Genomic DNA, 25,553 nt, shown 5'->3' with positions numbered 1-25,553 from the left:
ACAGCCAAAGGAGCACCGGAGCATACCAGGCCGACAGCCAAAGGAGCACCGGAGCGACCACCGCAATTGCAAGAATCGCCGTGCCTTTCAGCCAATCCTTGTCATCTCGTTTCCAGTGGAATGCTCGCCAAATGAACCATATCAGCATGGGAATCTCATACAGCGACAGCAATGGCAAACCGATGAAAACCAGGTCGAAGCCTGCGGCGCAGGCTCCATCGCATCCCATCATGAAGAAGTCCTCGCCGTTGTGTTTCAGTGTGTTTGGAAATAACGGTTTACGGCTTCTTCGATCTGCTCGGGCTTCTCGATGATTTCGTAGGCACCGTGTTCTTCCATCTCACCGGCCGGAGCGTAGCCCCAGCGGCAGCCAATGGCGTCCAGATTGCAGGCGTGGGCGCCGTCGATGTCGGTGTAGCGGTCGCCGATCATCACGGCCTTGTCCCCCGCTGCAGCATCAAAACCGATTTTGTCGAAGCAGTACCGAATCACCTGATCCTTGTCCAAACGAGAGTTATCCCTGGATGCGCCATAGATGCCGTCCAACAGCTCGGTCAGATGGAAATGCTCACAGATCGGAACGCATTGGTACTCGGGCTTGCAGCTGGCCAACGCCAGATAATAGCCGTCGGCACGCAGCTTGAGCAGCTGTTCGCGGATACCGGGAAACACGACGTTCACCAAGCGGCCGGGAACTTTGTTGCCGGGCTCGTTCGGATCATCGAACACGGCGCGATCCGCATAGTAGCTGCGGTAGATGGTGACCGCCCGGTCAAGCTCATCCTCCGGCACATGGTTGCGTCGCAGCGATTCGATGATGGCCGGACCAATGAAACGATGCAGCTCGGCATCGTCGGGAACCGGGCGACCCAATTCCTCGAACGTCTTGACGACGGAGGCGATGATGCCGCCGTCGGACTTGGTAAGCGTGCCGTCGAGGTCCAACAGGACCACTTTCATCGGATGCTGTGCCATTGAGATTCCACTCCCCTTTGTTCATGTCGACTGCTTTGAATGGTCGTCAAACGATATGCGACTTGTTCCAACAATGATTATGCCCAGTCGGGATGACTGGGCATCAAGTTCACGTGTTGTTCAGTAGGAGATCACTCGTAGTCAGGAATCCAACCGTCACGGTGCATTTGCAGGCGCTTTTCGAGTAGGGTGGCCAGTTCCTCTTCGCTACGGCGTTCCAGCAGCATGTCCCAGTGGGTGCGGGTGGGTTTGCTGATCTCGTCGCCCTCACGGTCGGCGTCGCCCTCACGGTGGGCCACGGAACCACAACGGCACTCCCACTCGTCCGGGATTTCGGCACCCTCGGCAAACGGCAGGATGGTGCGGTGGCCCTTCGGGCATACATACGCCACATCGTTTCGTGCGGCGAAATCGACGTTGTCGTCGGACTCCAGCGATTTCGCTCCGATGCTCATGCCCCTGAGGCTACGTTCTGCCATATCGGCATCCTCCTTGAAAGATCTTTAACCCTACTAATTTACGCAACAGTTCGGACTTGGCCGCTATTCCAAGCTTCCGACGTCGGCTGACAAACTCCCATCAAACGGCCCCCCGTCAGTCCACGCCGGAGTAGGCCACCACGCCACGATTGACCCGGTCGGCCGCTTCGTGGGCGAGGCCTGCCAGCCGCTCTCCCCCGTCGAACGGCAGCGGCTGGGCGACAGCGATCTGCTGCAGCACGTCAGCCAGTCGTTTGGCAGTGCGCACGAAGTCGCCGCCGGTCATGTCGGTGCCGTACAGGCACGATCCCAGCGAACCGCCATCCGCCCATTCATACATGATGTCGAGAATGCCGAAGTCCGGCCGCTGCATCTCGTCCAGACCGTGATCCTCGCACAGGATATCGATGTCTTCACAGATGCCCTTGAGCTTGGACGAAGCGATTGCGATGGACCCGGAGATGCCGCCCGGGTAGTGCCTCGGTTCGCCGTCTCCCCCGCGTCTGGCCTCGTATACCAGTGAAGAGAGCACAGCGGCCAGTCCGTTGGCGTCGAGCTTGTCGAACGTGCCGGCGAGCAGCGCCTCGCACAGTTCCAGGTCATGTTCACTGTAGATGCGGCGCAGCAGCGAGCCTTTTTCGGTCAACGTCATGTCAATGTGGCCGGCCGCATTGACATGACGTTCGAGGTAACCAAGCCCGGTGAGAATATCGCAGATGCGATCGAACTGACGGGCCACGGACCCGGTACGGGAGTCGTAGCGATCGGTGACGCGCTGCAGTTCGCGGGTCTCGCGGGCCCAGCGGTGGCCCCACTTGAGGTGTTGCTGGAGGTCCGGGCAGTTGCGGCATGGATGCTCGTGCTCCGCCTTGCGCAAATCGCGAATGCGCTGGTCAAGGTTCTGGAAGGCGCGTGAACGCTCCTGATCGGTCAGGAACACTTCGTGCTTCAGTTTGCGGCGGCCTTCCTTTTCGATGTCGCTCAGCTCCATACGCAGGGTCATGAACTGTTTGAAGTCGCCGTGTTCGCATGCGAACGCCTGTTCGTATCCGGCCAGCGCGTTCTTCAGTGTGTTGATCTGCGATTCCAGCTGCCAGGCCGATTCGTTGGCCTCCCACTGGGCAAACGACTGGTCCAGGGTAACGTGCGCGGTCTCGTAGTCGCTGGAGTTGAGCAGGTTCACGGCCATGTTGAACGTGGGTCGGAAGCTCGAGTGCAGCGGGTAGACACGCTTGGATGACAGCGCGGCGGCCGTGGCGGGCACAAAACCGTGATGGTCAACCACGATGGCGTGGCCGATGGTGTCGATGCCGCGCCGACCGGCACGACCGGTGAGCTGCGTGAATTCGCCGGGCGTCAGGCCCACATGACCGGTACCGTCGAACTTCTCGAGTTTCTCTACCACCACGCAGCGGGCCGGCATATTGATGCCCAAGGCCAGTGTTTCCGTGGCGAACACCATTTTGACCAGACCTTCTTCGAACAATCGTTCGACTATCTGGCGGAACAGGGCAATCATGCCGGCATGATGCGAAGCGAAGCCTTCTTCCAACGCAAAGCGGAACTTGGAGAACTGCAGGGCTTTCAGGTCTTCCTGAGTGAGTTGCCCCTCCACCATCTCATCCACGATGCGGCGAATCTTGGTCACTTCCTCATCGGTGGTGAGCTCCAGTCCAGCGTTGATACACTGTTCCACGGCCTGGTCACAACCGTTGCGCGAGAAGATGAAGTAGATGCCGGGCAACATTCCCAGAAAGTTAAGCTCGTCCACCACGGCCCAGCGGCGCGGGGTGTGGCGTTCCGCTTTCGGGGCATGGCCCTTGGCGCCTTTGCCGCCGCGGCCTCTGCCGAAGCCCTTGCGCTTATCGGGGCGTTCCTCGCCGCGCCGGCGTGCGGCCTTGCGGTCCAACTGGTCGAGCCGGTTGATGAGTTCGGCGTTGAGCTTGGTGGTCTGCTCGCCGTTGCCGTCGCGGCGATAGAGATCCAGCACCTCAGGCTCGGTGTGTTCGTCCGCCTGCACGATGACGTGCTGTTCCAAAGGCACGGGGCGGTGTTCGCTGATCACCAGTTTGGTGTCGCCTCGCACCGAGGCAATCCAGTTGGAGAAATCCTCCACGTTGGACACGGTAGCGGACAGGCCGACGATCTTGACCGTCTTGGGCAGGTGGATGATGACTTCCTCCCACACGGGCCCGCGGAACCGGTCGGCCAGATAGTGCACTTCGTCGAGAATCACGTAGCGCAGTGCGTTCAGCGTGGTGGAACGCTCGTAGAGCATGTTGCGCAGCACTTCGGTGGTCATGACCACGATGTCCGCCTCGGAGTTGATCGAGGTGTCGCCGGTGAGCAGGCCTACCTTGTCCGGGCCGTACACGTCGACCAGATCATGGTATTTCTGATTGCTCAGCGCTTTGATCGGTGTGGTATAGAAGGCTTTGACGTTGCGTTCCTGGGCGAGATAAATGGCAAAATCCGCCACTACGGTTTTGCCGGCACCGGTTGGGGCCGCGACCAGTACGTTGCTGCCGGCTTCGAGCGCGTCATTGGCTTCGGTCTGGAAGTCGTCCAGTTCGAAGGGCAGGGATTCGGCGAATCGCGCTGCTGCGGACGCCCGATGGCGCTGGACTTTTTGGAATGATGCGTACCGCTGCGAAGGGCTCAGCGTCTGGGAATCGGCATTGCCCTTATGGTGTTGGTGACGTGCCATTGCTGCTTTCCGTTAGTTGTTGAATCGCTTCCAGCGGGCCCATGCCTGGGTGTGGCGTTCGCGCTTGGCGGCCTTGCTGCGAATCACGTCCGCATGGGCCTCGGCATAACGATTCTGTGCCACGCTGAGCGGCTGAGTGAACAGAGGCGGCTCGCTGGTGTCGGCAGAGGTGCCAGACTCCCCCATCGCGGCCACGCGTTCACCGAGCTGGCCGCCGATGTCGGACATGTCTTTCAAGGCACGGATTCCATGAAGGGCTGCATAGATGAGTCCGGCAACAATCATGGCCAGCATGAACAGGGCCAGAATCAGCCATATCCACCAAGGCATGAAAGGCTCCTTACTTGTTCTCGCTGATGCTCAGTTCGCGTTCGGCGCGTGCCACGATCATGGTGCGCAACGTTTCCGGGGCGACCGCCGTGATATGACGCGCGTGTGCGATGCAGAAGGCCACGAACCAGGAGTCGGAGGAAACGGTCAGATGCACCTTTTCACCGGCACCGCATTGTTCGACGGTAGCGCCCGGCAATGTCTTGATGAATGCCAGATCGCGCTGATCGGTGATGAACACCGCGTCGGTACCGTTGTCGAAACTCCACTTGCGCAGTTCGCTCACCGGCATGTTCGGGATGTTGATCTGCTTGGTGGGCTTGACCAGTTCCGCCTTTTCGATACGGGCCAAGCGCAGCACCTGCCAGATGCGCGGCTTGCCGTTCGCCTTGTCGATGGTCTTGTCTTTGGAGACGTAGGCCTTCTTGTCCTTAGGGGCGGCGGAACCGACATCCGTGTAGACGGCGGCATAATACACGCCTTCGTCGATGAAAATCTTGGCGGGGGCCACCAGCTTGCGACGGGTACTACCGGTACCGTCGGAGTACTCCATGTCCAACAGCGAATCGGTGTTGATCGCGCGCTTGACGATGGAGAAGCTTCGGGGCTCCAGCTCGTAGCCGGTCAGGCTCAGCCACGGGGTCTGGCCCGGGCTGACATGGCGGCGCAAACGCTCATACAGGGATTCGGCCTGCCCACGCTGCTTGTCCGGCAGTAACGGCGAATGCGCCAAGTAGCTGACCGAGGCGGTGAGCATGCTGAGGTATTGCGGCGAAATGCCGGCAAGACGTTCAAGGCCCAACGAATTGGTGGCGGAAACAATACCCTCGGCATCCAGCAGCGGCCAGTCGATATCGAAGAACTGGCTGCCAGCCATCTCACCATCGTCGGAAACGGTGGTCAGGGTGTTGATGTCCTTATGAATGATGTTGACGAATTTCTTGAGCTCGTCGTCGTTCTTCGGTTTGCCGATAAAGCGCTCGGCCAGCTCGCTCATCGAGAATTCCTCACCCAGGTGAGCGGAGAGGAACAGCATCAGACGCAGGCGACGATCCACCTCGCTGCCCGTTTGGAAAGCGGGGCCGTTCTTCTTGTTCTGGGCCTTGATCGACTCGGGATCACCCGGCTCACGAACATCGCGACTAATCGACGGGGAAACCACCGAGGCGCTTACAGGGCTGGCGGATTCGTCAGCCAGAGTGAATCGGCTGGCGGCGTGCAGGCGGCGATGATAGGCGTCCACAGCCTCCTGCGGGCTGACAATCGTGGCACCCGGATGCTCCAGCACAAACATGGCCAAATCGTCGGAATCGGTGTAGGCCACGTTCAGGTGTTCGCCGTCCACATCAACGGTGGCGGCAAAGCGACGCGAATCGATAACCTTGACCAGCGAGTCCGGAATGGGCTGCGTGCCCAAGCCAGGCGCAATCGAATCCAAACCGAGACCGGGAATAGGGGTCTGCGGCACACGCGGCGTGGTGCGCGACGCATGTTGGGCGAGCTGGGACTGATCCGGCTCGGAGGAAATCGACATCGAACGAGCCAGATAGTTGGCGGCGGCAAGCACCGGCATATCTTCCGGCTCGAACATCAGACGGATGCGCGGTTCGTCGCCCAACTGCAGACGGTAGGACGCGAAGTCCTGGCCTTCCGACTTGGACGAATACTCAGGCTGCCGTGATTCGATGGCGATGCCCATAGCGGCGAGCTTGGCGCGATCACGCTGGAACTGCTTGGCGAACGCGGCCTTGGCGGCCTGATCTGCCAGCTCTCCATACGAGTCGGCGTAAGCCTTGACGCGCTGCGCAATTTGGCGGGATGTGAGCCATTGCGGGAACGCGGATGACAACACAGCCAGTACGTCCAGCTCGTGCTTGCCCCATTTGTCGGAAAAACGCCGACGTCCGCTTGTGCCCTCTGCCATTAGTCCTCACGTATAGTTATTGTTTCGTTATAAGTGCGTATGAGTTTCCTCACACTCACTCTATCTTAGAGGCTTTTTCCGCACTTGAGCGCCATTTCACAAAAATAATATCTTTTTTATCGTTCGACCGTGTTGTAAATCACACCCAATCGTCCGGTTCGATGCCTTGCGGACCAACGTATTCGCCGTTCGGCACATAGCTTGGCTTGCCTTTATCTTCCAGTTTGGCGTCGGCGAACATCATGACGTCACGTCCGAATGTCCAGTCGCCCTGAATGGAAACCGAGTTGGCTGCGGCCAAAGATGGCACGGCGTAGGGGAACCGTTCGTCGAAATCGTGGATGTTCTTGTAGTATCGCGGATCAAGTTCGACGTTCGGGAAGATGTAATTGCCGTCTTCCATCTCATACGTGTCCGTCAGGTGGAATCGATCGGAACGCATAATGAACAAATCATTGGTGGTTTTCACCGGAAGGAAGCGCATACGATCCACTTGGACGCAGATAGAACCGTTGAACAGACCGATTGCGGCGCCCATGGCGGTTTCCAGCTGAATCACCTGTTCGGAATCCGGGTCCGTGGGATTCACGGTCTTTTTGTTACGAATCACCGGCAACGGCAACACACCATCGCATTCGGCGAGCTTGTCTTTCAAAGCGTCGATGCGAACCCAGATTGAGTTGGTGTTGAAGTAAGGATGCTTGGTGATGTCTTGGGCCGCTTCCTTATCGTCCGGATGGACCTGGCTCATTTCACGCAGTATTAGGCGACCAGTGGCCTTGTCTCGTACAATATGGCCGCCCTTGCGATCGGCCTTGGTGCGGATGGCCACTTCAGCCATAAACGGGGCACCTGTGTTTTCGAAGTGCTGGGCCAACGTACGCGAGGGGCGCGCACCGAGATTGTCGGAATTGGAGATGAACAGATACTTGAAGCCGCGCTCCTCCAATACGTCAAGCAGACCAGACTCCCAGATGGTGGAGAACAGGTCGCCGTGGCCGGGCGGGCACCATTCCAGCTCCGGGTTCGCAGGGTAGCTCACAGGTTCGCCGGTGGCGGCCACGAGCTTGGGTTCCTGATGCTGGATGATTTCCATCGGCACGTCATGCTGACTGAACTTGCGATGATGCTTGAGCACCTTCATCGTGTCCGCCGAAGTGTGGAAGGAGTTCATGAACGTCAGCGGCAGTTCGACGTTCAGGCGTGTGCGAGCGGTAAGCACCTGACCGATGATGATGTCGATGAAGCGCATCTGCTTGGCCTTGTGCCTACGCACCGGCAACAGCGACTTGGCCTTGTCTAATCCCATGGAGGTGCCCAGACCGCCATTGAGCTTGAGGAATGCGGTCTTGGCGAAGGCGTCCACGGCCTTGTCGTGGTTGATGGTCTCATAGACGTCGTGGAAGCTGGGCACGTGGCCAAGCGGCTCGATGTCGTCCTCGCGAATCCAGCTGGAGGCTTCTTCATGGCGCCATACGTCATACAAATGGTGGAACTGGTTGATGGCGGTTTCGCTCATGCCATGCTCGCGCATCTTGGCGGCCGAAAGCTCGAAAGTCTCATCCACTTCGGGGGTGTTTACGGTTTCTTCGGGGGTGTCCGAGGTAACGGCGTCGGTGTCGTCAGCGGCGGCGATATCCAGTTGGGCCTTATCGTTTATTTCTGTCAATTCGGGTCCCTTTCGTCAAATCAATAGGAACCAGTCTAGCCCCTGTTTGGGGCAAACGCATACGACGGGGGTGCGGAGGCGGTGAATTGTCGGTGATAATTCCAATAACACGCCAAGATGAAGTCCGTGTTTAATCCATTACGAATGGCTTACAAAGGTAAGTCCGTCATCATGTTGTCTCATATTGTCTGAAAACGGAAAAACCCCGGAAGACAACCACTCAAAAGTGGCAGAATTCCGGGGCTAATCGGTCGGGCCGGCGGGATTTGAACCCGCGACCCCTTGACCCCCAGTCAAGTGCGCTACCAAACTGCGCTACGGCCCGATGGTGCAAAAGCACCGAGTAGATAATTTACCAGATATTTGAAATCTGGCAAATTACGCGCGTGTCACTTCCGCTTCTTCTTCTCGCGGATGTTCACGGAGATCTGAATCGGCGTGCCTTCGAAGCCGAATTCCTCGCGCAGGGAACGCTCGATGTAGCGGCGGTAGCCGTGCTCGAGGAAGCCGGTGGCGAAGATCACGAAACGCGGCGGGCGCGTGGATGCCTGCGTGGCGAAGAGGATTCGCGGCTGCTTGCCACCACGCAACGGGTGCGGGTGGGCGGCCTGAATTTTGCCGAGGAAGGCGTTGAGCTTGCCTGTAGGAATACGCTGGTCCCAGGATTCCAAGGCCTTATCCATGGCTCGCGTCAGACGGTTGGTGTGCCAGCCGGTCTTGGCGGACAGATTCACACGCTCGGCCCACATCACACGGTCGAATTCGGTGTTCCACAGGCGTTCGAGACGCTGCTTGTCGAACTCGTCCATCGCATCCCACTTATTGAACACGAGCACGATCGCACGGCCCGCATCCACGGCTGTGGACATGACCTTCAAATCCTGATCGGATACCGGCTGCGAAGCATCAAACAGGATCAGCGCCAATTCACAGCGCTCGATGGCGGCCTGCGTGCGCAGAGAGGAATAATATTCCGCGCCTGTGAGCTTGTGCTGGCGTCGCTTGATGCCGGCCGTGTCGATGAACAGCCAGTCCTCGCCATCGATGTTGACGATTTCGTCGACGGGGTCGCGCGTAGTGCCGGCCAAATCGTTGACCACGGCACGTTCTTCGCGCGCCAGCTGATTGAGCAGAGACGACTTGCCCACGTTCGGGCGGCCCACCAGAGCCACGCGGCGCAGGCCGGAAGGCGTGAGGTAGCCGGAAGTCTTCTCGGCCTGCTTGAGCTTGTCGAGCGCGACGTCCAGCAGGTCGCCCACTCCCCTGCCGTGCATGGCGGAAATCGAGTATGGTTCGCCGAGGCCGAGCTTCCAGAATTCGGCGGCAAGATATTCGCTGGCCTGGTCGTCGATCTTGTTGACGGCCAGCACGACCGGCTTGCCGGCGGCACGCAGCATCTTGACGATGCGCTCATCGGTGGTGGTCATGCCCACTTGACCATCGACAACGAATACCACAGCATCGGCCAAGGTCACGGCAACCTGTGCCTGTGAGGCGATGGCGGATTCAATGCCTTCCACGTCGGCTTCCCAGCCGCCCGTGTCCACCAGCTTGAAGTCAGTGCCGGCCCATTCCGCGTCATAGCTCACACGGTCTCGCGTAACGCCCGGCGTGTCTTCCACAACGGCGGCACGGCGGCCGAGGATACGGTTGACCAGGGATGATTTGCCCACGTTCGGACGGCCTACAACAGCCAGCACACCCACCGGCTTGGGGCCGGCCTTGCGCGCGCCTTCCGTGAAACCGCGGCCGGAAATCAGATCCTCATCGCCTTCGTCCAGCTCATAGCCTTCGAGATTGGCGGCATACTGCTCGTACTCCTGGTTCTCGATGGCGTCCTCGACCAGACCGATGAGCAGATCGAGCGTGTGGGCGAAGTCCAAATCGGAATTGTCGATGGTAGTAACGCCATCGGCGGCGGTCAGGAAGCTGGTGACCTTGGAATCGGCCTTGTCGCGCGCAGCCACATCCTCAGCACCCACGCCCTTGACGGCTTGGCCGGTGCGACGGGCCTGACGGACCTCCTCACGGGCGGTCAGCAGCACGCGCACCTCGGCGTCCGGGGACACCACGGTGGTGATATCGCGGCCCTCGGCCACGATGCCCAAACCCCCGGAGAAGGAGTCGGCCGACGCTTCGCGGGCGATGTAGGCGCGCTGGGCGGCGATGAGCACGTTGCGCACCGGGATGACGTTCGACACCTTGGAGACATGGCTGGAGACTTCGGAGGAACGAATGGCCTCGGAGATGTCCTCGTCGTCGGCGAATACGCGGGGGTTGTCCGGGTCCACGGAGATATCGAAATGGTCGCCGGTGAAGAACTCGCCCACCGCTTCGGTGATGACACGCTCATCCACGGTTTCGGCGTCCAGATCGATGCCCTGCTTCAGGCACCACCAAGCACAGGCACGATACATCGCGCCCGTGTCAAGGTAGGCGTATCCGAAATACTTGGCCAGCGCCTTGGACGTGGACGACTTGCCCACGCCGGCGGGGCCGTCGATGGCAACGCGAATCACAGACCAACCTCCTTGGACAGCGAACGGACTTCCGTCTGGGACAGCACGCGGTAGGAACCGGGCTTCAAATCACCGAGCTTGATCGGGCCGATCTGGGTGCGCACCAAGCGCTTGACCGGGAAGCCGATTGAGCCAAAGATACGTCGCACGATGCGGTTCTTGCCGGAGTGCAGCACGACCTTGACCATCGTGTGGTCACGCGAGGAGTCGATGATCGCGCAGTGGTCGAGCTTGATCCAGCCGTCGTCGAGCTGCACGCCGGTGGTCACGAGTCGACGGCACACGGTGCCGGAGATCTTGCCTTCCAGCGTGGCGACGTAGGTCTTCTCGACCTCGTACTTGGGGTGCATGACGTGCTGCGAGAGCTCGCCGTCGTTCGTCATGAGGATCAGACCCTCGGAATCGTAGTCGAGACGGCCCATGTGGAAGATGCGCTCGTACTTGTCGCCCACGATGTCGCGCAGCGTGTAGCGGCCCTTCGGGTCGTCCATGGCGGAGAGCACCTTGCGGGGCTTGTTCAGCGCCAGAGTAACGTGGTTCGGATTGACGCGTACGCGCGAACCGTCTACGCGCACCTGCTGCTTATGAGGGTCAACGCGAGTTCCGAGCTCGGTGACCAGTTCACCGTCGACCTCGACACGGCCTTCGGTAATCATGTCCTCGCACTTGCGGCGGGAACCGAATCCCGCTTGGGCAAGCAGCTTCTGGAGTCGAATGGAATTGGAATCGTCTTGCGCTTTCGCAGCGCGGGAATATGCGTTTGGCATCGTTCTCCCAACGTGGCCGGACAGATTCTGTCATCGCAGAGACTGTCGATTTGTATACATACTTCAGAGTTGGCGGACTGGAATCCCAGCCAATTCCAACCTATATATCATACCGCAACGTAGGACTGCTGCTAGACTGGCAACCGTTTGTGCGGGTTCGCCCGTTTTCCAACAGATGAAAAGGAATGAACAATCATGGAAGAAACCAAGCAACAGCCGCTGGCTCTGCGCGTGTGCGCCGAATTGGCCGGCAGCTTCCTGCTGTGCTTTGCCATTTACGCCTTCTCCACATGGGGTTCGGCCGTGTATGGCATCAATATCGTGTTCTTCGCGTTGGCTACCGGCTTGGCATATGCCGCAGTCACCGCCATCTTCTCCCGCGTGTCCGGTGGCCAGCTGAATCCGGCCATCACCGTAGCCTCCGTGCTGGTTTCCAAGACGAAAATCCTGGATGGCATCCTCTATGTGATCGCTCAGGTCATCGGTGCCATCGCCGCCGGCTTCGCCGTGGTCAAGCTGCTGCCCACATCCGAGCAGGTAGCTGCCAAAGTGTGGCTGACTCCGGCCGTTAACGGTTTCGAAAACGGCTCCGTGTCTTACTCGCTGCTGACCCAGTATGGCATTACGTTCTCGATTACGCTGGCGATTGTCGTCGAGGTCGTTGCCTCTCTGATTGTCGTTGCCACCGCCATGTCTTCTCTGGGTGATCACGGCGAGTCCTCGGACCGTCATGCCATTGCCATGGGTCTTGCCTATGGTCTGGCCACCGCCATCAGCTACCCGGTTACCGGTGCCGGTCTCAATCCCGCCCGTTCCACCGGTATCGCACTGGCCGCGATGAATGAGGGTCTTACGCAAAATCCGCTGCAGCAGCTGTGGGTATTCTGGATTAGCCCGGTCTTGGCCGCCGCTGTGGTGGCGTTGGTCATGATCATCGCGCAGATGATGACCACTCCCAAAGTGCCGGCTGCCGCCGATCTTCCGCAGACGGATGCCGATGCAAACGCGGACACGCTCGACGATGGCGAATTCTTCGATCAGGCCGCCTCGTCTGATGGCGATTCAGCGGAAAAAGATGTTGCCGAAGAGTCCAAAGAAGCTGAAGTAGGTAATCAGCAGGCCGATTCCCAAGGCGATGCCGATGAAGGAGTCGAACGCCACTGAGCGCACTTTCCATGGGCTTTTGTCCTGAAGAATCAGGCGAACAAGCCCGGTGATGATGGCCGTCACGGCAAGTATGACCGTGGCGGCCATCGTATATCCGAAAGCAACCAGCAGTGTGATGACGGCGACGACGCCGAGTACGCACCATTCAAACCATGGCTTGCCCTCATGTGCTTCGGATACATAGGGATGGTTGTGCATGTTGCGATTCCTTCTGTCGAACGGTTACGTGACCACAATAGCAGGCGAATAGCAAAGGTGGGATTCCGCTTGGACCCGTTGACGGGTCAGGCGGAATCCCACCTTTGTGCGTTTTGGCTGAGCTGCTCCCCTCAGAGAGTCCCGATCAGTGGAAGAAGTGGCGGGTGCCGGTGAGGTACATGGTCACGCCGGCCTTCTTGGCCGCTTCGATGACCTCCTCATCGCGGATGGAGCCGCCAGGCTGCACGATGGCCTTGACGCCCGCGTCGATAAGCACCTGGGCACCATCGGCGAACGGGAAGAACGCATCGGATGCCGCGACCGCACCGGTGGCGCGATCGGCACCATCGGCCAGCGTGTTGGCGCGCTCGACGGCCAAATGGCAGGAGTCCACGCGGTTGACTTGGCCCATGCCGATGCCAACCGTGGCCTGGTCGTGGGCCAGCAGGATGGCGTTGGACTTCACGCAGCGGATTGCACGCCATGCGAACACGAGGTCCTTCAGCGTGTCGGCGTCGGCGGCCTCGCCGGCCACGAGCTTCCAGGCGTCCGGATCGTCGCCGACGGCGTTGATCAGATCAGTGTCCTGCACAAGCAGGCCGCCATCGATCTGGCGGATGGCCTCGTGGCCCTTCGGCGGCTCGGCCACCTTGAGGATGCGCAGGTTCTTCTTCTTGGTCTGCAGCAGTTCGAGCGCGGCCGGCTCATAGTCGGGGGCGACGATGACTTCGGTGAAAATCGGGCGCACGCTTTCGGCCATCTCAAGGGTGACCTTGGAGTTGCAGGCGATCACACCGCCGTAGGCGCTCATCGGGTCGCAGGCGTGAGCCTTCTTGTGGGCCTCGGCCGCGGTCGCGCCGATGGCCAGACCGCACGGATTGTTGTGCTTGACTACGGCCACGGCAATGGCGGGAGCCATATCCCATACGGTGCGCCAGGCGGCGTCCGCGTCCACGTAGTTGTTGTAGCTCATCGGCTTGCCGCCGAGCTGCTCGGCGTGGGCGAAACCGGTCTGGTTGAGCGGGTCGATGTAGAGGGCGGCCTGCTGGTGGGAGTTCTCGCCGTAGCGCAGGGTGTGCGCACGATCCCAGGTGCGGGTGAACTGGGCCGGGAACTTGGCGGAATCGACTTCAGTGCCCTGATCGTCCTTGTCCACCTCGACGGCGTCCAGAGAGGCCGGCTTGGGCCAGTGCTTGGCGGTCCACTCGTTGATGGTGGCGTCATAGGCGGCGGTGTGCGCGAAGGCCTTGGCGGCAAGCCACTTGCGCTCGTCCAAGGAGAAGCCGGTGCCGTCGGCCACGCGGGAGGCGACCAGTGCATAATCGGCCGGGTCGGTGACGATGGCCACGGTGGCGTGGTTCTTGGCCGCGCCGCGCACCATGGAGGGACCGCCGATGTCGATCTTCTCGATGGTATCGGCCTCGTTGGCGCCGGAGCGCACGGTGTCGGCGAACGGGTACAGGTTGACGACCACCAGGTCGAACGGCTTGATGCCGAACTCCTCGAGCTGCTTGGCGTGCTCGGGGTTGGTCATATCAGCCAGAATGCCGGCGTGAATGTACGGGTGCAGCGTCTTGACGCGGCCGTCGAGGCATTCGGGGAATCCGGTGACATCGGACACCTCGGTTACCTTGACGCCCAGTTCGGCAAGCTTCTTGGCGGTCGAACCAGTGGAAACAACTTCGGTGCCGGCCTTCACGAACGCTTCCGCGAGTACTTCGATGCCTTCCTTATGAAAGACCGAGACCAGTGCTCGACGTATCGGTCGGTTCGTGTTTGTCATCCTGTTCCTCCTTGGATTCTTGTGGTTGTGACGCTAGGAACCGCGCCTGATGAACGGTGGCGGTCTTCGAGGTCGTGGCGGTGGTGCGGGAATCCTTGATTCTCTCAACCAACCAGACTATCGGAAAAACGAGCGCTATGCCAATCAGCGCGAGCAGCCATGCCGCGGTAAGTCCCAGTGCGGTCGAATGACCGACGACTCTGGTGGAGGCCATGACGTCGACGCCTATGTGAGCAAGACGATGATCGCCAAGCGATCCATTGGACAGAGCGAACAGCAATGTGGATGCCAGTGAGATCAGCATCGCGCTCAGGCAGAATGCCCCGGCGGAGTAGATCAGCGAAACCAGTACCGGGCCGCGGGTGGACGTATTCCGTACATTCAACGGTCTGCAGGCGAATCCTTGCGGTAGGAATACAGCCAGCAGGCCCACGAGCGCAGCGATGGCGAGAGGCGCGTTCAAGGCAACGGTACGCCATAGTTCACTGCTGACCGGTTCGGGCAGAATACCGAATACCGGAATTGCAGGAAGCTCTTTGGATTGGCCGAGCCATAATGTGAAACTGGCCAAATCACCGATGGCGAATCCGCCGCCGAAGAGCCAGGAAACAGCCCAGAGCATGACGTTGGGTAGCCAGATCAGCATGGCGACGGTGGTGAGAATTCGTGAACCGGTTTCCATCCCGGACAATTCGAACAACGATACGACAGCGGCATGGTTGCGTACCGACCATACGATGACGGTAATCAATCCAATTGCCAGATATATGCTCAGTATCGCGACGGCCAAGGCGACGCCGATTTTCAGGCAGTGGCGTATGTCCGCCGGCACCTGCTTGCGAGTCCAGTCCCTGAATGCTCGCATTTTGGCTGATTCCGGTACGGCTGCGCATAGGAAACCGATCGAGAATACGATGGCTGCTTTCAGCAACACCAGCCACTGGTCATCGACAAGACCTAGGTGCACGGATTGCCGGAATGCCTCGTTCAACCCGAGCCAAACAATCAATCCGGCAACATACGCATGCGGCCCGTATGCTTTGATTCGCATGATGAGTGCATTGATCAGCCATATCAGCAGTATGGTCAACAGCAATGGCGTAATGGTGAGGGTGAACGAATCGGTTCTAAAGCCCGATCCCTCACTCAGAAGCACAACGGCCTGTGTCAGCGAGGTTGTGCCGACGGTGAGATTGTCGCCGCCCTCTTCCATAGAGACGACCAATAACATCAGCGCTGTATAGCAGCCTAATGCAACGGCATAGATGGCCATGGATGCGAGGGCGACTATGGCTCCCCGCACCCATTGGCGAATCACGGCTTTCATCACGATTGGCTGGAACCGATCAGTCGATGTTGGCCTTGGCGAGTACGTCACGCATGATTTCGGCGGCCTGGCCCGGGGTCTTGCCCACGGGGATGCCCGCCGCCTCGAGCGCGTTCTTCTTGTCCTGGGCGGTGCCCTTGCCTCCGGAGACGATGGCGCCGGCGTGGCCCATCTGCTTGCCTTCGGGGGCGGTGAAACCGGCGATGTAGGCGACAACCGGCTTGGTCATGTGCTCCTTGGCCCATGCGGCGGCGTCCTGTTCGGCGAAGCCGCCGATTTCGCCGATCATCATGACAGCCTTGGTGTCGGGGTCGGCTTCGAATGCCTGCAGGGCTTCCAGCAGCGTCGTGCCGACGATCGGGTCGCCGCCGGCGCCGAGACATGCGGTGAAGCCGATATCGGACAATTCGCCCATGAGCTGGTAGGTGAGGGTGCCGGATTTGGAGACCAGTCCGAGCGGGCCGCGGCCGACGATGCCGTCGGGGATGATGCCCAGATTGACGCCGGGGTTGCCGAGCGTGATGAGACCAGGGCAGTTCGGTCCGATGATGCGCACGCCCTTCTTGAGCGCCAGTTCGACGAAGTATGCGGAATCGGCCACCGGAATGCCTTCAGTGATGACCACGATGAGTTCGATGCCGGCTTCGACGGCTTCGACCACGGCGGACTTGGCGAACTTCGGCGGCACGAACACCACGCTGGCCTTGGCGCCGGTGGCTTCACGTGCTTCGCCGCAGGTGGCGAACACGGGGATGTCCGCGTCGGCACCGTTCTTGGCACCGGGGAAGGTGACGGATGTGCCGGCCTTGCGCGGGTTCACGCCGCCGACGATATTGGTGCCGGCCTTGAGCATGCGAGCCGTATGGGTCATGCCCTGATGGCCGGTCATGCCCTGGACGATAACGGGAGCGCCGTCTTCGATGAACAGCATCAGCGAACCTCCTTGGACTGGGTCGCCTCACCGGCGAGCTGCGCGGCCTTGGCTGCCGCGCCTTCCATGGTTTCGGACACATGGATATTCGGGTTATTGGCGGAGGCGAGGATATGCAGACCCTCGGCGGCGGCGTTGCCATCGAAGCGCACAACGATCGGCTTGGAACCGCCGAGCTTGGCGACCGCTTCGAGGATGCCGTTGGCGACTTCCACGCAGGAGGTGATGCCGCCATAGACATTGATGAACACGGATTCGACCTGAGGGTCGGACAGTACGATCTCCAGGCTTTCGGCCATGACGGCTGCGGAGGCGCCGCCGCCGATGTCCAGGAAGTTGGCGGGCTTGATGTTGGTGCCCTGTTCCTCGCCAGCGCCGGAGACGGCATCCAGGGAACTCATGACGAGTCCTGCACCGTTGCCGATCACACCGACCTCGCCGTGCAGGTGCACGTAGTGCAGGCCGTGTTCGCGGGCGCGCTGTTCGAAGGGGTCGGGAACGATGGGATCCACGAAACGCGCCCAGCCGTCATGGCGGAAGGAGGCGTTGTCATCCAAGGAGATCTTGGCGTCCAAGGCGCTCAGCTGCTTGGTGGATTCGTCATCCGGGTCGCCGATCTTGGCGAGCGGATTGATTTCCACGAGCGTGGCGTCGTTGTCTTTGAAGCAGCGCCACATCTTGAGCAGAATCTGTGCGGCCTGATCGACGTCCGCGTGGTAGAAGCCGATGCTCTGTGCCATTTCGGTGGCAGCGGCCAGGTCGAAGTCACCGAGCGCATCGATGTGCAGGCGCTTGACGGCCTCCGGATGTTCCTTGGCGATTTCCTCGACTTCGGTGCCGCCGTTAGCGGTGGCCAGCACGTCGAAGTCGCGCGAGGTGCGGTCCACGGAGATGGACACGTAGTATTCGTGCAGGATGTTCTTGGCTTCGGCTACAAGCACGCCGGAAACCTTGTGCCCGTGGATGGTCATCGGCAGGATGGACTCGGATTCAAGAATCGCCTCGTCGCGGTTATGGGCGATCTTGACGCCGCCGGCCTGACCACGATGACCGATCTTGACCTGCGCCTTGATTACGCAGGGATAGCCGATTTTGTCCGCCGCTTCAGCGACTTCATGGGAGTTCTGGGCAAAGATGGCGTCCGGGGTGGGAATGTCCTGTTCCTCGAGCAGCTGACGCGCCTGGTATTCGTAAAGATCCATCGATCCTTCCCTGACTATGTAATTGGTCCGGCATGTAACTGTACACAGTACATGCCGGACCTTGAAAACTGACTGTACGTTGGGTGAGACGAAATCTCAGGCCGGCATCGCGATCAGCGAGCTGCTGGGCTTGCCGTCGAGCTTATCCAGACCGTCGAGGCCATCGAGCCGCATCACGAAACTGAAGCCCACCACGGTGCCACCGGCCTTTTCGATAAGGTCGGTGGCGGCTTTGGCGGTGCCGCCCGTGGCGATGAGGTCATCGACGATGAGCACTCGCTTCCCTGCCTGTACGGCGTCGGTTTCGATTTCGACACTGGCCGTGCCGTATTCGAGGTCATAGGATTCACCGATGGTTTCAGGCGGCAACTTGCCGGCCTTACGCACGGCGATGAAACCCTTGCCCAAATGGGCGGCCATGGCCGGGCCGAACAGGAACCCGCGCGATTCGAGACCGGCAATGGAGTCGAATTCGCTCGGGGACACCGGCAGGGCCTCTTCAAGTGCTTTGAGCAGAATCTTCAAGCCCTTGGGGTCGGCGAGCACTGGCATGAAATCACGGAAGATGATGCCTTCCTTGGGAAACCCCGGTACGGAACGCACCAAGGACACCAGATATTCGGCGTCCTGTTGCCCTACCTTGCTCAATGCGTCGATGGTGATGTCCGACTGTGCCATAGTGCTCGCCCCTTTTATGCCTTTGCGATGCGATACGCGGATGGTGCTACCGAATCGAACAGCTTACTTCGTCTTGGTTTCGTTGTCGTCACCGGTCTCGTCAGCGGTGTCTTCCTCGGACACGACGGACGCCTCGATCGGAACCTGACCAGCCTCATCGTTAGCCGGAGCCTCGGTGTCTTCGTCGGGCAGCGGGTTGCCGTTCTCGTCGACCTCATCATCGGACACATAGGCCGGGCGGGTGTACTCACGGGCGATGGCGTTGAAGCCGAAACGCAGCTTGGAGCCTTCGGAGTCGATGACGATCTCCTCATACTGCTCGTCGACTTCGACGACCTTGCCGATCACCTGGCCGATGGTGATGACCTCGGTGCCGGGCTGCAGGTTGCGACGGAAGTCCTGCTTCTCCTGCTGTTGCTGCTTGGCCTTCTTGGACTGCCACCACATCATGCCGCCGAACACGACGACGATCACGATGAGCATAATGTACTGTTGTTCCACGAAACAACTCCTTCAAACGAGCGACATTGACGAAACGCCGCCAAGTGTGCAAACAGGAGAAAGTCTAGAAGAGCTTGCTGACATCATCTTTGGGCGTAATTCCCAAATGCTGCCATGCCTTCTCGGTAGCCACGCGGCCTTTGGGCGTGCGAATCATAAAACCTTCGCGCACGAGATACGGCTCGCACACGGTTTCCACGGTTTCCGATTCCTCGCCCACCATGGCCGCCAGATTGTTCAGGCCCACGGGTCCACCGTTGAAGTTGCGCACGATGGCATTGAGCACGGCGATGTCCAGCCGGTCGAGGCCTTCGGAGTCGATCTGGTACAGGGCCAGCGCCTCCTTGACGTCGTCCGGCCGCACCACGATCAGGTCGTGGACGATGGCCCAGTCGCGTACACGGCGTAGCAATCGGTTGGCGATACGCGGCGTGCCGCGCGAACGCAACGCAAGCTCATGAGCGGAACCCGCATCAAGGTTTACGCCCAGTACGTTGGCCGAACGTTCGATGAGCTTTTCCAACTCCTCATGCGGATAGAAGTCGAGATGTGCGGTGAAGCCAAAGCGTGCGCGCAACGGGCTTGGCAGCATACCTTCGCGCGTGGTGGCACCGATGACGGTGAATCGCGGCAGGGTCAGCGGGATGGAGCTTGCGCCCGGGCCTTTGCCGACCATCACATCGACGCGGAAGTCCTCCATCGCGATATACAGCAGCTCTTCGGCGGCGCGCGGCAGACGATGGATCTCGTCGATGAACAGCACTTCGCCGACGTCGAGGGAGCTCAGAATCGAAGCAAGATCACCGGCATGTTGAACCGCAGGGCCGGAAGTCACGCGAATCGGCACTTCAAGCTCATTGGCAACGATCATGGCCAACGTGGTTTTGCCCAAGCCAGGAGGGCCGGCAAGCAGAATATGGTCCGGTGGCACATCGCGTTTGCGGGCCGCGTCCAGGAACAGTTGCAGCTGGGCCTTGAGCCGTGGCTGTCCGATAAAGCCTTCGAGAACATGGGGGCGCAGCTCCTCGTCGCTGACCGGCTCGTTGCCGATCGGCTGGGAGGAGACCATGCGCAACGACTCTTCGTTGGCACCGGTGTTGGAGGCTCCGTAATCCGTTGTCTCGCTCATCAGCGGCCCCTATCCATCAGCGCCAAAGCCAGACGTAGCACACGCGGCACATCGTCGGTGGCAAGCGGCGTGGGAATATCGTTTTCGGCGCAAGCCTCGGCAACGGCCTGTTGGGCGTCCTGCTGACGCCAGCCAAGTGAAATCAGTCCTTCGACAACCTGTTCCGTACCGGTATCCACCGGAGACTTGGATATTGCCGCCTGAGCGGAAGCACCCTCGATCTGACTCAAATCAATAGAGCCCTTAAGCTCGAGGATGATTTTCTGTGCGCCCTTCTTGCCCAGCCCCGGAGCCTTGGCCAGCGCGGTGGCGTCGTTGTCGGCGATGGCGTGGGCCAGCTGACTCGGCGTCAGTGTGGAGAGTAACGATTGGGCCACTTTAGGCCCAATGCCGGAGACCTTGATGAGTTGCAGAAAGGTTTTCTTGGCGTCCCGATCCAGGAATCCATGCAGGGTAATGGCATCCTGAGAGAGGTTCATATAGGTGAAGACGCGGGTGTCTTGCCCGGCGTGCAGACGGCTCAGGTCGGTGGCGGACATGCGCACTTCGTAGCCCACTCCCCCAACATCAATCAATGCGGTATCGGTTTCGACCGATTCAACCCGCCCGGTCAGCATGCCGATCATACAGGTACTCCTTCAGGGCTCCAGGATTCAAGACTCGAACAACTGTTCGAAAGTATACTACATGCCTCGGTCGTGGTTGATGCGGCGGCGCGTGGATTTCTGTGCGGCCTCAGCCCACTGGCGTTGCGCGGCGGTCAGATGTTGTTCGCGTTCGCCGCCCTGCAATGCGCCTGCCGGGCGCAGCGCATGGCAAATGGCCAAAGCCAAGGCATCGGCGGCATCGGCGGGAGTCGGCATTTTGGTGAGGTTCAAAATACGTGTCACCATACGCTCCACCTGAATCTTCTGCGCCTGCCCGTTACCGGTGATAGCCAGCTTGGCTTCGGTAGGCGTATGCAACGCCACGGGAATATTGCGTTGCGCGGCGGCGAGCATGGCGAGGCCGGCGGCCTGTGCGGTACCGAGTACGGTGTTGCGGTTGGATTGTGCGAACACTCGTTCGATGGATACGGCATCGGGTGCGAAGCGATCCATTTTCTCGGACAGGCCGTTGTAGATGGCCAGTAGACGCAGATCCTGGGTGATATCCGGTGAGGACCGCACCACGTCCACGTGAATAAACGAAAGCCGGCGGTGCTCGCCGGCTTCGATCACGCCGACCCCGCAACGTGTGAGCCCGGGGTCGACGCCAAGGATAATCACGAGGATTACTCCTCGTCGAGCTGGGCCATCACCTCGTCGGAAGCGGTCCAGTTGGAGTAGATGTTCTGCACATCGTCGAGGTCATCGAGGTTGTCGATGAGCTTGGACACCTTGCGGGCATCCTCAAGGCTCAACTCGACCTCGTTCTTCGGCTGCATGACCTGGTCGGCGGAATCGTAGTCGAAGCCGGCTTCCTGCAGAGCCTTGCGCACGGTGAACAGGTCGGACGGACCGGTCACAACGGTGAACACTTCACCGTCATCGGTAACGTCCTCGGCACCGGCTTCGGCGGCGGTTTCGAACAGCTTGTCGAAGTCCACGCCCTCGGACGGCACCACGATCTGGCCCTTGCGCTCGAAGTTGAAGGACACGGAGCCGGAGGTGGCCAGAGAGCCGTTGCCCTTGGTCAGGGTGGAACGGACTTCGGCGGCCGCACGGTTGCGGTTGTCGGTCAGGCATTCGATGATGAGGCCAACGCCGGCAGGAGCGTAGCCCTCGTAGACGATGTCTTCGTAGTTGGCGGCACCATCTTCAGCACCGGCACCACGCTTGACGGCGCGAGCGATGTTGTCGGCCGGCATGGAGGCCTTCTTGGCCTTGTAGATGGCATCGTACAGGGACGGGTTGCCGTCCGGGTCGCCGCCGCCGAGGCGGGCGGCGATTTCGATGTTCTTGATGAGCTTGGCGAAGAGCTTGCCGCGCTTGGCGTCGATGGCGGCCTTCTTGTGCTTGGTGGTCGCCCACTTGGAATGACCTGACATAATGCTCCTAGCAATTATTGAAACGGATGATGTCAAACGAAACGATTGTAGGCCGTTAATCAGACATACCCGTAATGTTTCCGATGATTGTCTTATTGCGCGTACCGATAAAACCGGTTGCGCGGGTGCCGCACCCGGTCAGGCAAGCGGCAAATGATACTGCGGGGCCAGCTGTTCGAATGCCTGGGCATAGGCGTCTCGCTGGTCGGACAGCAGAATCGGCATGGTACGCGTCTGGGCGACGATGGGCATGAAGTTCGCATCGCCATTCCAACGCGGCACCACATGCTGGTGCAGGTGCGCGGCGACTCCGGCACCCGCGACCTCGCCCTGATTGATGCCGATGTTGTATCCGTCCGGACGGGAGACGGTCTCCATCACCTTCATGGCGAGGGTGGTGGCCTTCTCGAATTCGAACAGTTCGGCATCGTCGAGTTCGGTGATGAATCCGACGTGACGGTACGGGCAAATCATGAGATGCCCGACATTGTATGGGTAGAGGTTCATGATGGCGAACACGTGCGTGCCACGCCAGGCGATGAGGCCGTCTTCGTCGGATTTTTTGGGTCCGACGCAGAACGGGCATTCCTTCGTCTTGGGCTTGGTTGGGCGATCCTCGCTGTTGCGCAGCACATAGGTCATGCGCTGCGGAGTCCACAGTCGTTCGACCGTGTCCTCCTGAGGCGGAAAGTCCGCCGGATTATCGACACGCACGTCAGTCATTTTCGTGCCCTTTCTTGGCTCCCCTCAGAGAGGGGAGCCAGTACCATTCGCATCACTCAGCCACAGCAGCGTTGAAGTCGTCGGCGGAGTTCACCTGGACGCGCTTCTTGATGACGGTGAGAATCTGCTCGCGAGCAGTGTCCACCGGCACACCGTTGAGCTGGCTGCCGTCGCGGAAGCGGAAGCTGACCGCGTTGTTGTTCATGTCTTCCTCACCGACGATGAGGATGAACGGCACCTTGGACTTGGAGGCGTTGCGAATCTTCTTGCCGAAGCGATCGTCGGAGTAGTCGATCTCGCAACGGACCATCTCATCTTCAAGGGACTTGACGAAGCCGGCCAGATGCGGGGCAAACTCGTCGGCAACCGGCACGCCGAGCACCTGCACGGGGGCCAGCCACGCCGGGAAGGCACCTGCGTAGTGCTCGAGCAGCACGGCGAAGAAGCGTTCGATGGAGCCGAACAGGGCGCGGTGAATCATCACCGGGCGCTGGTGGGTGCCGTCCTTCGCGATGTACTCGAGCTGGAAGCGCTCCGGCAGGTTGAAGTCGAGCTGGATGGTCGAGACCTGCCAGGTGCGGCCGATGGCGTCGCGGGCCTGCACAGAGATCTTCGGGCCGTAGAAGGCGGCGCCGCACGGATCGTCGACGAGCTCGAGGTTGGATTCCTTGGCGACCTCGGCGAGCGTGTTGGTGGCCTCCTCCCAGATCTCGTCGGAGCCGACGTACTTGTTCGGGTCCTTGGTGGACAGCTCGAGGTAGAAGTCGGTCAGGCCAAAGTCCTTGAGCAGGTTCAGCACGAAGGTGAGCAGGCTGGTGAGCTCGTCCTTCATCTGCTCGCGGGTGCAGTAGATGTGGGAGTCGTCCTGGGTGAGGCCGCGCACGCGGGTCAGGCCGTGGACCTCGCCGGACTTCTCGTAGCGGTACACGGTGCCGAACTCGAAGAGGCGCAGCGGCAGCTCACGGTAGGAGCGCTGACGCGACTTGAAGATGAGGTTGTGCATCGGGCAGTTCATCGGCTTGAGGTAGTAGTCGGCGCCCGGCTTGGTGATGTTGCCGTCCGCGTCCTTCTCCTCGTCGAGGTGCATGGGCGGGTACATGCCGTCCTTGTACCAGTGCAGGTGGCCGGAGGTCTCGTACAGGCCGCCCTTGGTGATGTGCGGGGTCTGCACGAAGCTGTAGTGGTGCTTGCGGTGCATCTCACGGGAGTAGTCCTCCATAGCGTTGATCACGGCGGCACCCTTCGGGTGGAACACGGCCAGGCCGGGGCCAATTTCATCCGGGAAGGAGAACAGGTCCATCTCGGCGCCGAGCTTGCGGTGATCGCGCTTGGCGGCTTCTTCCAGGCGGGTCTGGTAGGCCTTGAGGTCTTCCTTGGTGGCCCATGCGGTGCCGTAGACGCGCTGCATGGTCGGGTTCTTCTCGGAACCACGCCAGTAGGCGGCGGCGGAACGCTCGATCTTGAAGGCCTTGATGTAGCGGGTGTTCGGCAGGTGCGGGCCGCGGCACAGGTCCTTCCAAACCACATTGCCATCACGGTCTACGTTGTCGTAGAAGCTGAGCTCCTTTTCGGAGATCTCGGTGGCGGCGGCCGGGTCGAGGTGTGCTTCCTTGTCTTCGATCAGTTCGATCTTAAAGGGCTGGTCGGCCTCTTCCTTCAGAGCCTCTTCCTCGGTCACGGAACGGCGGCGGAAGGACTGGGAGGACTTGATGATGCGCTGCATGCGCTTCTCGATGTCCTTGAGGTCGTTCGGGGTGAAGGGCTGGTCGACCTGGAAGTCGTAGTAGAAGCCGTCCTTGATGACGGGGCCGACGCCGAGCTTGGCGTTCGGGTAGACTTCCTGCACGGCCTGGGCCATGACGTGGGTGGCCGAGTGACGCATGATTGCGAGGCCGTCTTCGGAGTCGAGGGCGATGGGGTCGACGGTGTCGCCATCGTTCAGCGGCGTGTACAGGTCACGGTTCTCGCCGTTGATCTTGACCGCGATGATGTTCTTGTCTTCCGCGAACAGTTCTACGCCGGTGGTGGTTGCTTCCACCTCCTTCGCTTCGCCGTTGACGGTTATGGAGATGGTAGCTTGCGCCATGATTTGTCCTTTGCTATCGGGGCCCGCGGTACTAATGTGCAGGCCTGGACTGGTTAATCAACGTAGGACACGATAGGTTGGGCGTGCGACAAATACCACCAGCATCTGAACCAATACGAAAAAACCTCGCCGAAGCGAGGTTTCGTTGTGGAGCGGACAACGGGACTCGAACCCGCGGTCTCAACCTTGGCAAGGTTGCGCTTTACCAACTAAGCTATGTCCGCAAAGGAATCCGCCGTGAGAAGCGGAATCCAGTGGGCGATGTAGGAATCGAACCTACGACCCCTTCGGTGTGAACGAAGTGCGCTAGCCGCTGCGCCAATCGCCCGAATATTCGGTTCTTTAGTTATATCCAGTCGAATTGCTTCGACTTTCGTGGGCGATACAAGATTCGAACTTGTGACCCCTTCCGTGTCAGGGAAGTGCGCT

Annotated in this window: 23 protein-coding genes and 3 tRNA genes; 1 reads left to right on the top strand and 25 read right to left on the bottom strand. The window is 60.1% G+C overall.

The genetic code is table 11. The features are described 5' to 3' along the window. From Q5H31_RS06225 to Q5H31_RS06180, 10 genes are all read right to left on the bottom strand, one after another. On the bottom strand, positions 1–232 hold a 232-nt coding region (locus Q5H31_RS06225), incomplete at its 3' end, for a hypothetical protein (RefSeq protein WP_302457603.1). A 23-nt stretch (positions 233–255) separates the two neighbouring features. Continuing rightward, on the bottom strand, positions 256–975 hold the full coding sequence (locus Q5H31_RS06220) for an HAD family hydrolase (protein WP_007052873.1): 720 nt from the start codon (positions 973–975) through the stop codon (positions 256–258). Between the two features lie 131 nt (positions 976–1,106). Continuing rightward, on the bottom strand, positions 1,107–1,454 hold the full coding sequence (locus tag Q5H31_RS06215; protein WP_007052872.1) for an RNA polymerase-binding protein RbpA: 348 nt from the start codon (positions 1,452–1,454) through the stop codon (positions 1,107–1,109). A gap of 115 nt (positions 1,455–1,569) precedes the next feature. Continuing rightward, positions 1,570–4,161, bottom strand: a complete 2,592-nt coding sequence (locus Q5H31_RS06210; protein ID WP_007055753.1) for an RNA helicase — start codon at positions 4,159–4,161, stop codon at positions 1,570–1,572. Between the two features lie 12 nt (positions 4,162–4,173). Then, a complete protein-coding gene (locus Q5H31_RS06205; RefSeq protein ID WP_007052870.1) occupies positions 4,174–4,491 on the bottom strand; it encodes a hypothetical protein in 318 nt (105 codons plus the stop codon). A gap of 10 nt (positions 4,492–4,501) precedes the next feature. Further along, entirely contained in the window at positions 4,502–6,415 is a 1,914-nt protein-coding gene (locus tag Q5H31_RS06200; protein WP_007052869.1) for a YafY family protein, read from the bottom strand. A 139-nt stretch (positions 6,416–6,554) separates the two neighbouring features. After that, the gene (locus tag Q5H31_RS06195; protein ID WP_114555060.1) at positions 6,555–8,084 is read right to left on the bottom strand and encodes a UTP--glucose-1-phosphate uridylyltransferase; all 1,530 of its coding nucleotides are present in this window, start codon (positions 8,082–8,084) and stop codon (positions 6,555–6,557) included. Between the two features lie 251 nt (positions 8,085–8,335). After that, positions 8,336–8,409 (bottom strand) — tRNA-Pro (locus Q5H31_RS06190). A 64-nt stretch (positions 8,410–8,473) separates the two neighbouring features. Further along, positions 8,474–10,603 carry a bifunctional cytidylate kinase/GTPase Der gene (gene der / locus Q5H31_RS06185; RefSeq protein WP_008783528.1) on the bottom strand — a complete coding sequence of 710 codons (2,130 nt, stop codon included), beginning with the start codon at positions 10,601–10,603 and terminating at the stop codon, positions 8,474–8,476. Further along, entirely contained in the window at positions 10,600–11,370 is a 771-nt protein-coding gene (locus Q5H31_RS06180) for a pseudouridine synthase (protein WP_007052866.1), read from the bottom strand. The genes der and Q5H31_RS06180 overlap by 4 nt, the downstream gene beginning before the upstream one ends. A 195-nt stretch (positions 11,371–11,565) precedes the next feature. Here Q5H31_RS06180 and Q5H31_RS06175 point away from each other — a divergent pair, with 195 nt between their 5' ends. Beyond that, positions 11,566–12,534, top strand: a complete 969-nt coding sequence (locus Q5H31_RS06175) for an MIP/aquaporin family protein (RefSeq protein ID WP_010080655.1) — start codon at positions 11,566–11,568, stop codon at positions 12,532–12,534. On the opposite strand, the gene Q5H31_RS06170 is transcribed toward Q5H31_RS06175, so the two are convergent. The 15 genes from Q5H31_RS06170 to Q5H31_RS06100 form a co-directional block, all read right to left on the bottom strand. After that, positions 12,433–12,735, bottom strand: coding sequence for a hypothetical protein (locus tag Q5H31_RS06170; RefSeq protein ID WP_012471861.1), 303 nt, complete (start codon positions 12,733–12,735; stop codon positions 12,433–12,435). The genes Q5H31_RS06175 and Q5H31_RS06170 overlap by 102 nt on opposite strands. 145 nt (positions 12,736–12,880) lie before the next feature. Further along, positions 12,881–14,518, bottom strand: a complete 1,638-nt coding sequence (gene purH, locus Q5H31_RS06165; RefSeq protein ID WP_012471860.1) for a bifunctional phosphoribosylaminoimidazolecarboxamide formyltransferase/IMP cyclohydrolase — start codon at positions 14,516–14,518, stop codon at positions 12,881–12,883. Then, on the bottom strand, positions 14,466–15,845 hold the full coding sequence (locus tag Q5H31_RS06160; RefSeq protein ID WP_008783525.1) for a DUF6350 family protein: 1,380 nt from the start codon (positions 15,843–15,845) through the stop codon (positions 14,466–14,468). The genes purH and Q5H31_RS06160 overlap by 53 nt, the downstream gene beginning before the upstream one ends. A gap of 19 nt (positions 15,846–15,864) precedes the next feature. Then, a complete protein-coding gene (gene sucD / locus Q5H31_RS06155) occupies positions 15,865–16,776 on the bottom strand; it encodes a succinate--CoA ligase subunit alpha (protein ID WP_007052862.1) in 912 nt (303 codons plus the stop codon). Then, positions 16,776–17,978 (bottom strand): ADP-forming succinate--CoA ligase subunit beta, encoded by a 1,203-nt coding sequence (sucC, locus tag Q5H31_RS06150; RefSeq protein ID WP_007052861.1) that lies wholly within the window; start codon positions 17,976–17,978, stop codon positions 16,776–16,778. The genes sucD and sucC overlap by 1 nt, the downstream gene beginning before the upstream one ends. A gap of 96 nt (positions 17,979–18,074) precedes the next feature. After that, positions 18,075–18,656 (bottom strand): adenine phosphoribosyltransferase, encoded by a 582-nt coding sequence (locus tag Q5H31_RS06145; protein WP_007052860.1) that lies wholly within the window; start codon positions 18,654–18,656, stop codon positions 18,075–18,077. Between the two features lie 63 nt (positions 18,657–18,719). Continuing rightward, complete coding sequence (gene yajC, locus Q5H31_RS06140; RefSeq protein WP_010080657.1) at positions 18,720–19,139, bottom strand: preprotein translocase subunit YajC; 420 nt, start codon at positions 19,137–19,139, stop codon at positions 18,720–18,722. Between the two features lie 82 nt (positions 19,140–19,221). Continuing rightward, the gene (gene ruvB / locus Q5H31_RS06135) at positions 19,222–20,286 is read right to left on the bottom strand and encodes a Holliday junction branch migration DNA helicase RuvB (RefSeq protein WP_007057107.1); all 1,065 of its coding nucleotides are present in this window, start codon (positions 20,284–20,286) and stop codon (positions 19,222–19,224) included. Then, the gene (gene ruvA / locus Q5H31_RS06130; protein ID WP_007057108.1) at positions 20,286–20,912 is read right to left on the bottom strand and encodes a Holliday junction branch migration protein RuvA; all 627 of its coding nucleotides are present in this window, start codon (positions 20,910–20,912) and stop codon (positions 20,286–20,288) included. The genes ruvB and ruvA overlap by 1 nt, the downstream gene beginning before the upstream one ends. Before the next feature lie 57 nt (positions 20,913–20,969). Next, on the bottom strand, positions 20,970–21,554 hold the full coding sequence (ruvC, locus tag Q5H31_RS06125; RefSeq protein WP_007055752.1) for a crossover junction endodeoxyribonuclease RuvC: 585 nt from the start codon (positions 21,552–21,554) through the stop codon (positions 20,970–20,972). 5 nt (positions 21,555–21,559) lie between these two features. Next, positions 21,560–22,315 carry a YebC/PmpR family DNA-binding transcriptional regulator gene (locus Q5H31_RS06120; protein ID WP_007052855.1) on the bottom strand — a complete coding sequence of 252 codons (756 nt, stop codon included), beginning with the start codon at positions 22,313–22,315 and terminating at the stop codon, positions 21,560–21,562. A gap of 138 nt (positions 22,316–22,453) precedes the next feature. Next, a complete protein-coding gene (locus tag Q5H31_RS06115; RefSeq protein ID WP_014485622.1) occupies positions 22,454–23,038 on the bottom strand; it encodes an HIT domain-containing protein in 585 nt (194 codons plus the stop codon). 52 nt (positions 23,039–23,090) lie between these two features. Next, entirely contained in the window at positions 23,091–25,124 is a 2,034-nt protein-coding gene (gene thrS, locus Q5H31_RS06110; protein ID WP_007054284.1) for a threonine--tRNA ligase, read from the bottom strand. Between the two features lie 148 nt (positions 25,125–25,272). Further along, positions 25,273–25,348: transfer RNA gene (locus Q5H31_RS06105), tRNA-Gly, on the bottom strand. A gap of 31 nt (positions 25,349–25,379) precedes the next feature. Beyond that, positions 25,380–25,452, bottom strand: a tRNA-Val gene (locus tag Q5H31_RS06100). Between the last annotated feature and the right edge of the window lie 101 nt (positions 25,453–25,553).

Origin of the sequence: uncultured Bifidobacterium sp., from assembly GCF_959020155.1 — a bacterium.
Classification (GTDB): Bacteria; Actinomycetota; Actinomycetes; order Actinomycetales; family Bifidobacteriaceae; genus Bifidobacterium.
The sequence above is the reverse complement of the archived record's forward strand: the minus strand, read 5'-3'. Positions and strand labels throughout refer to the sequence as shown.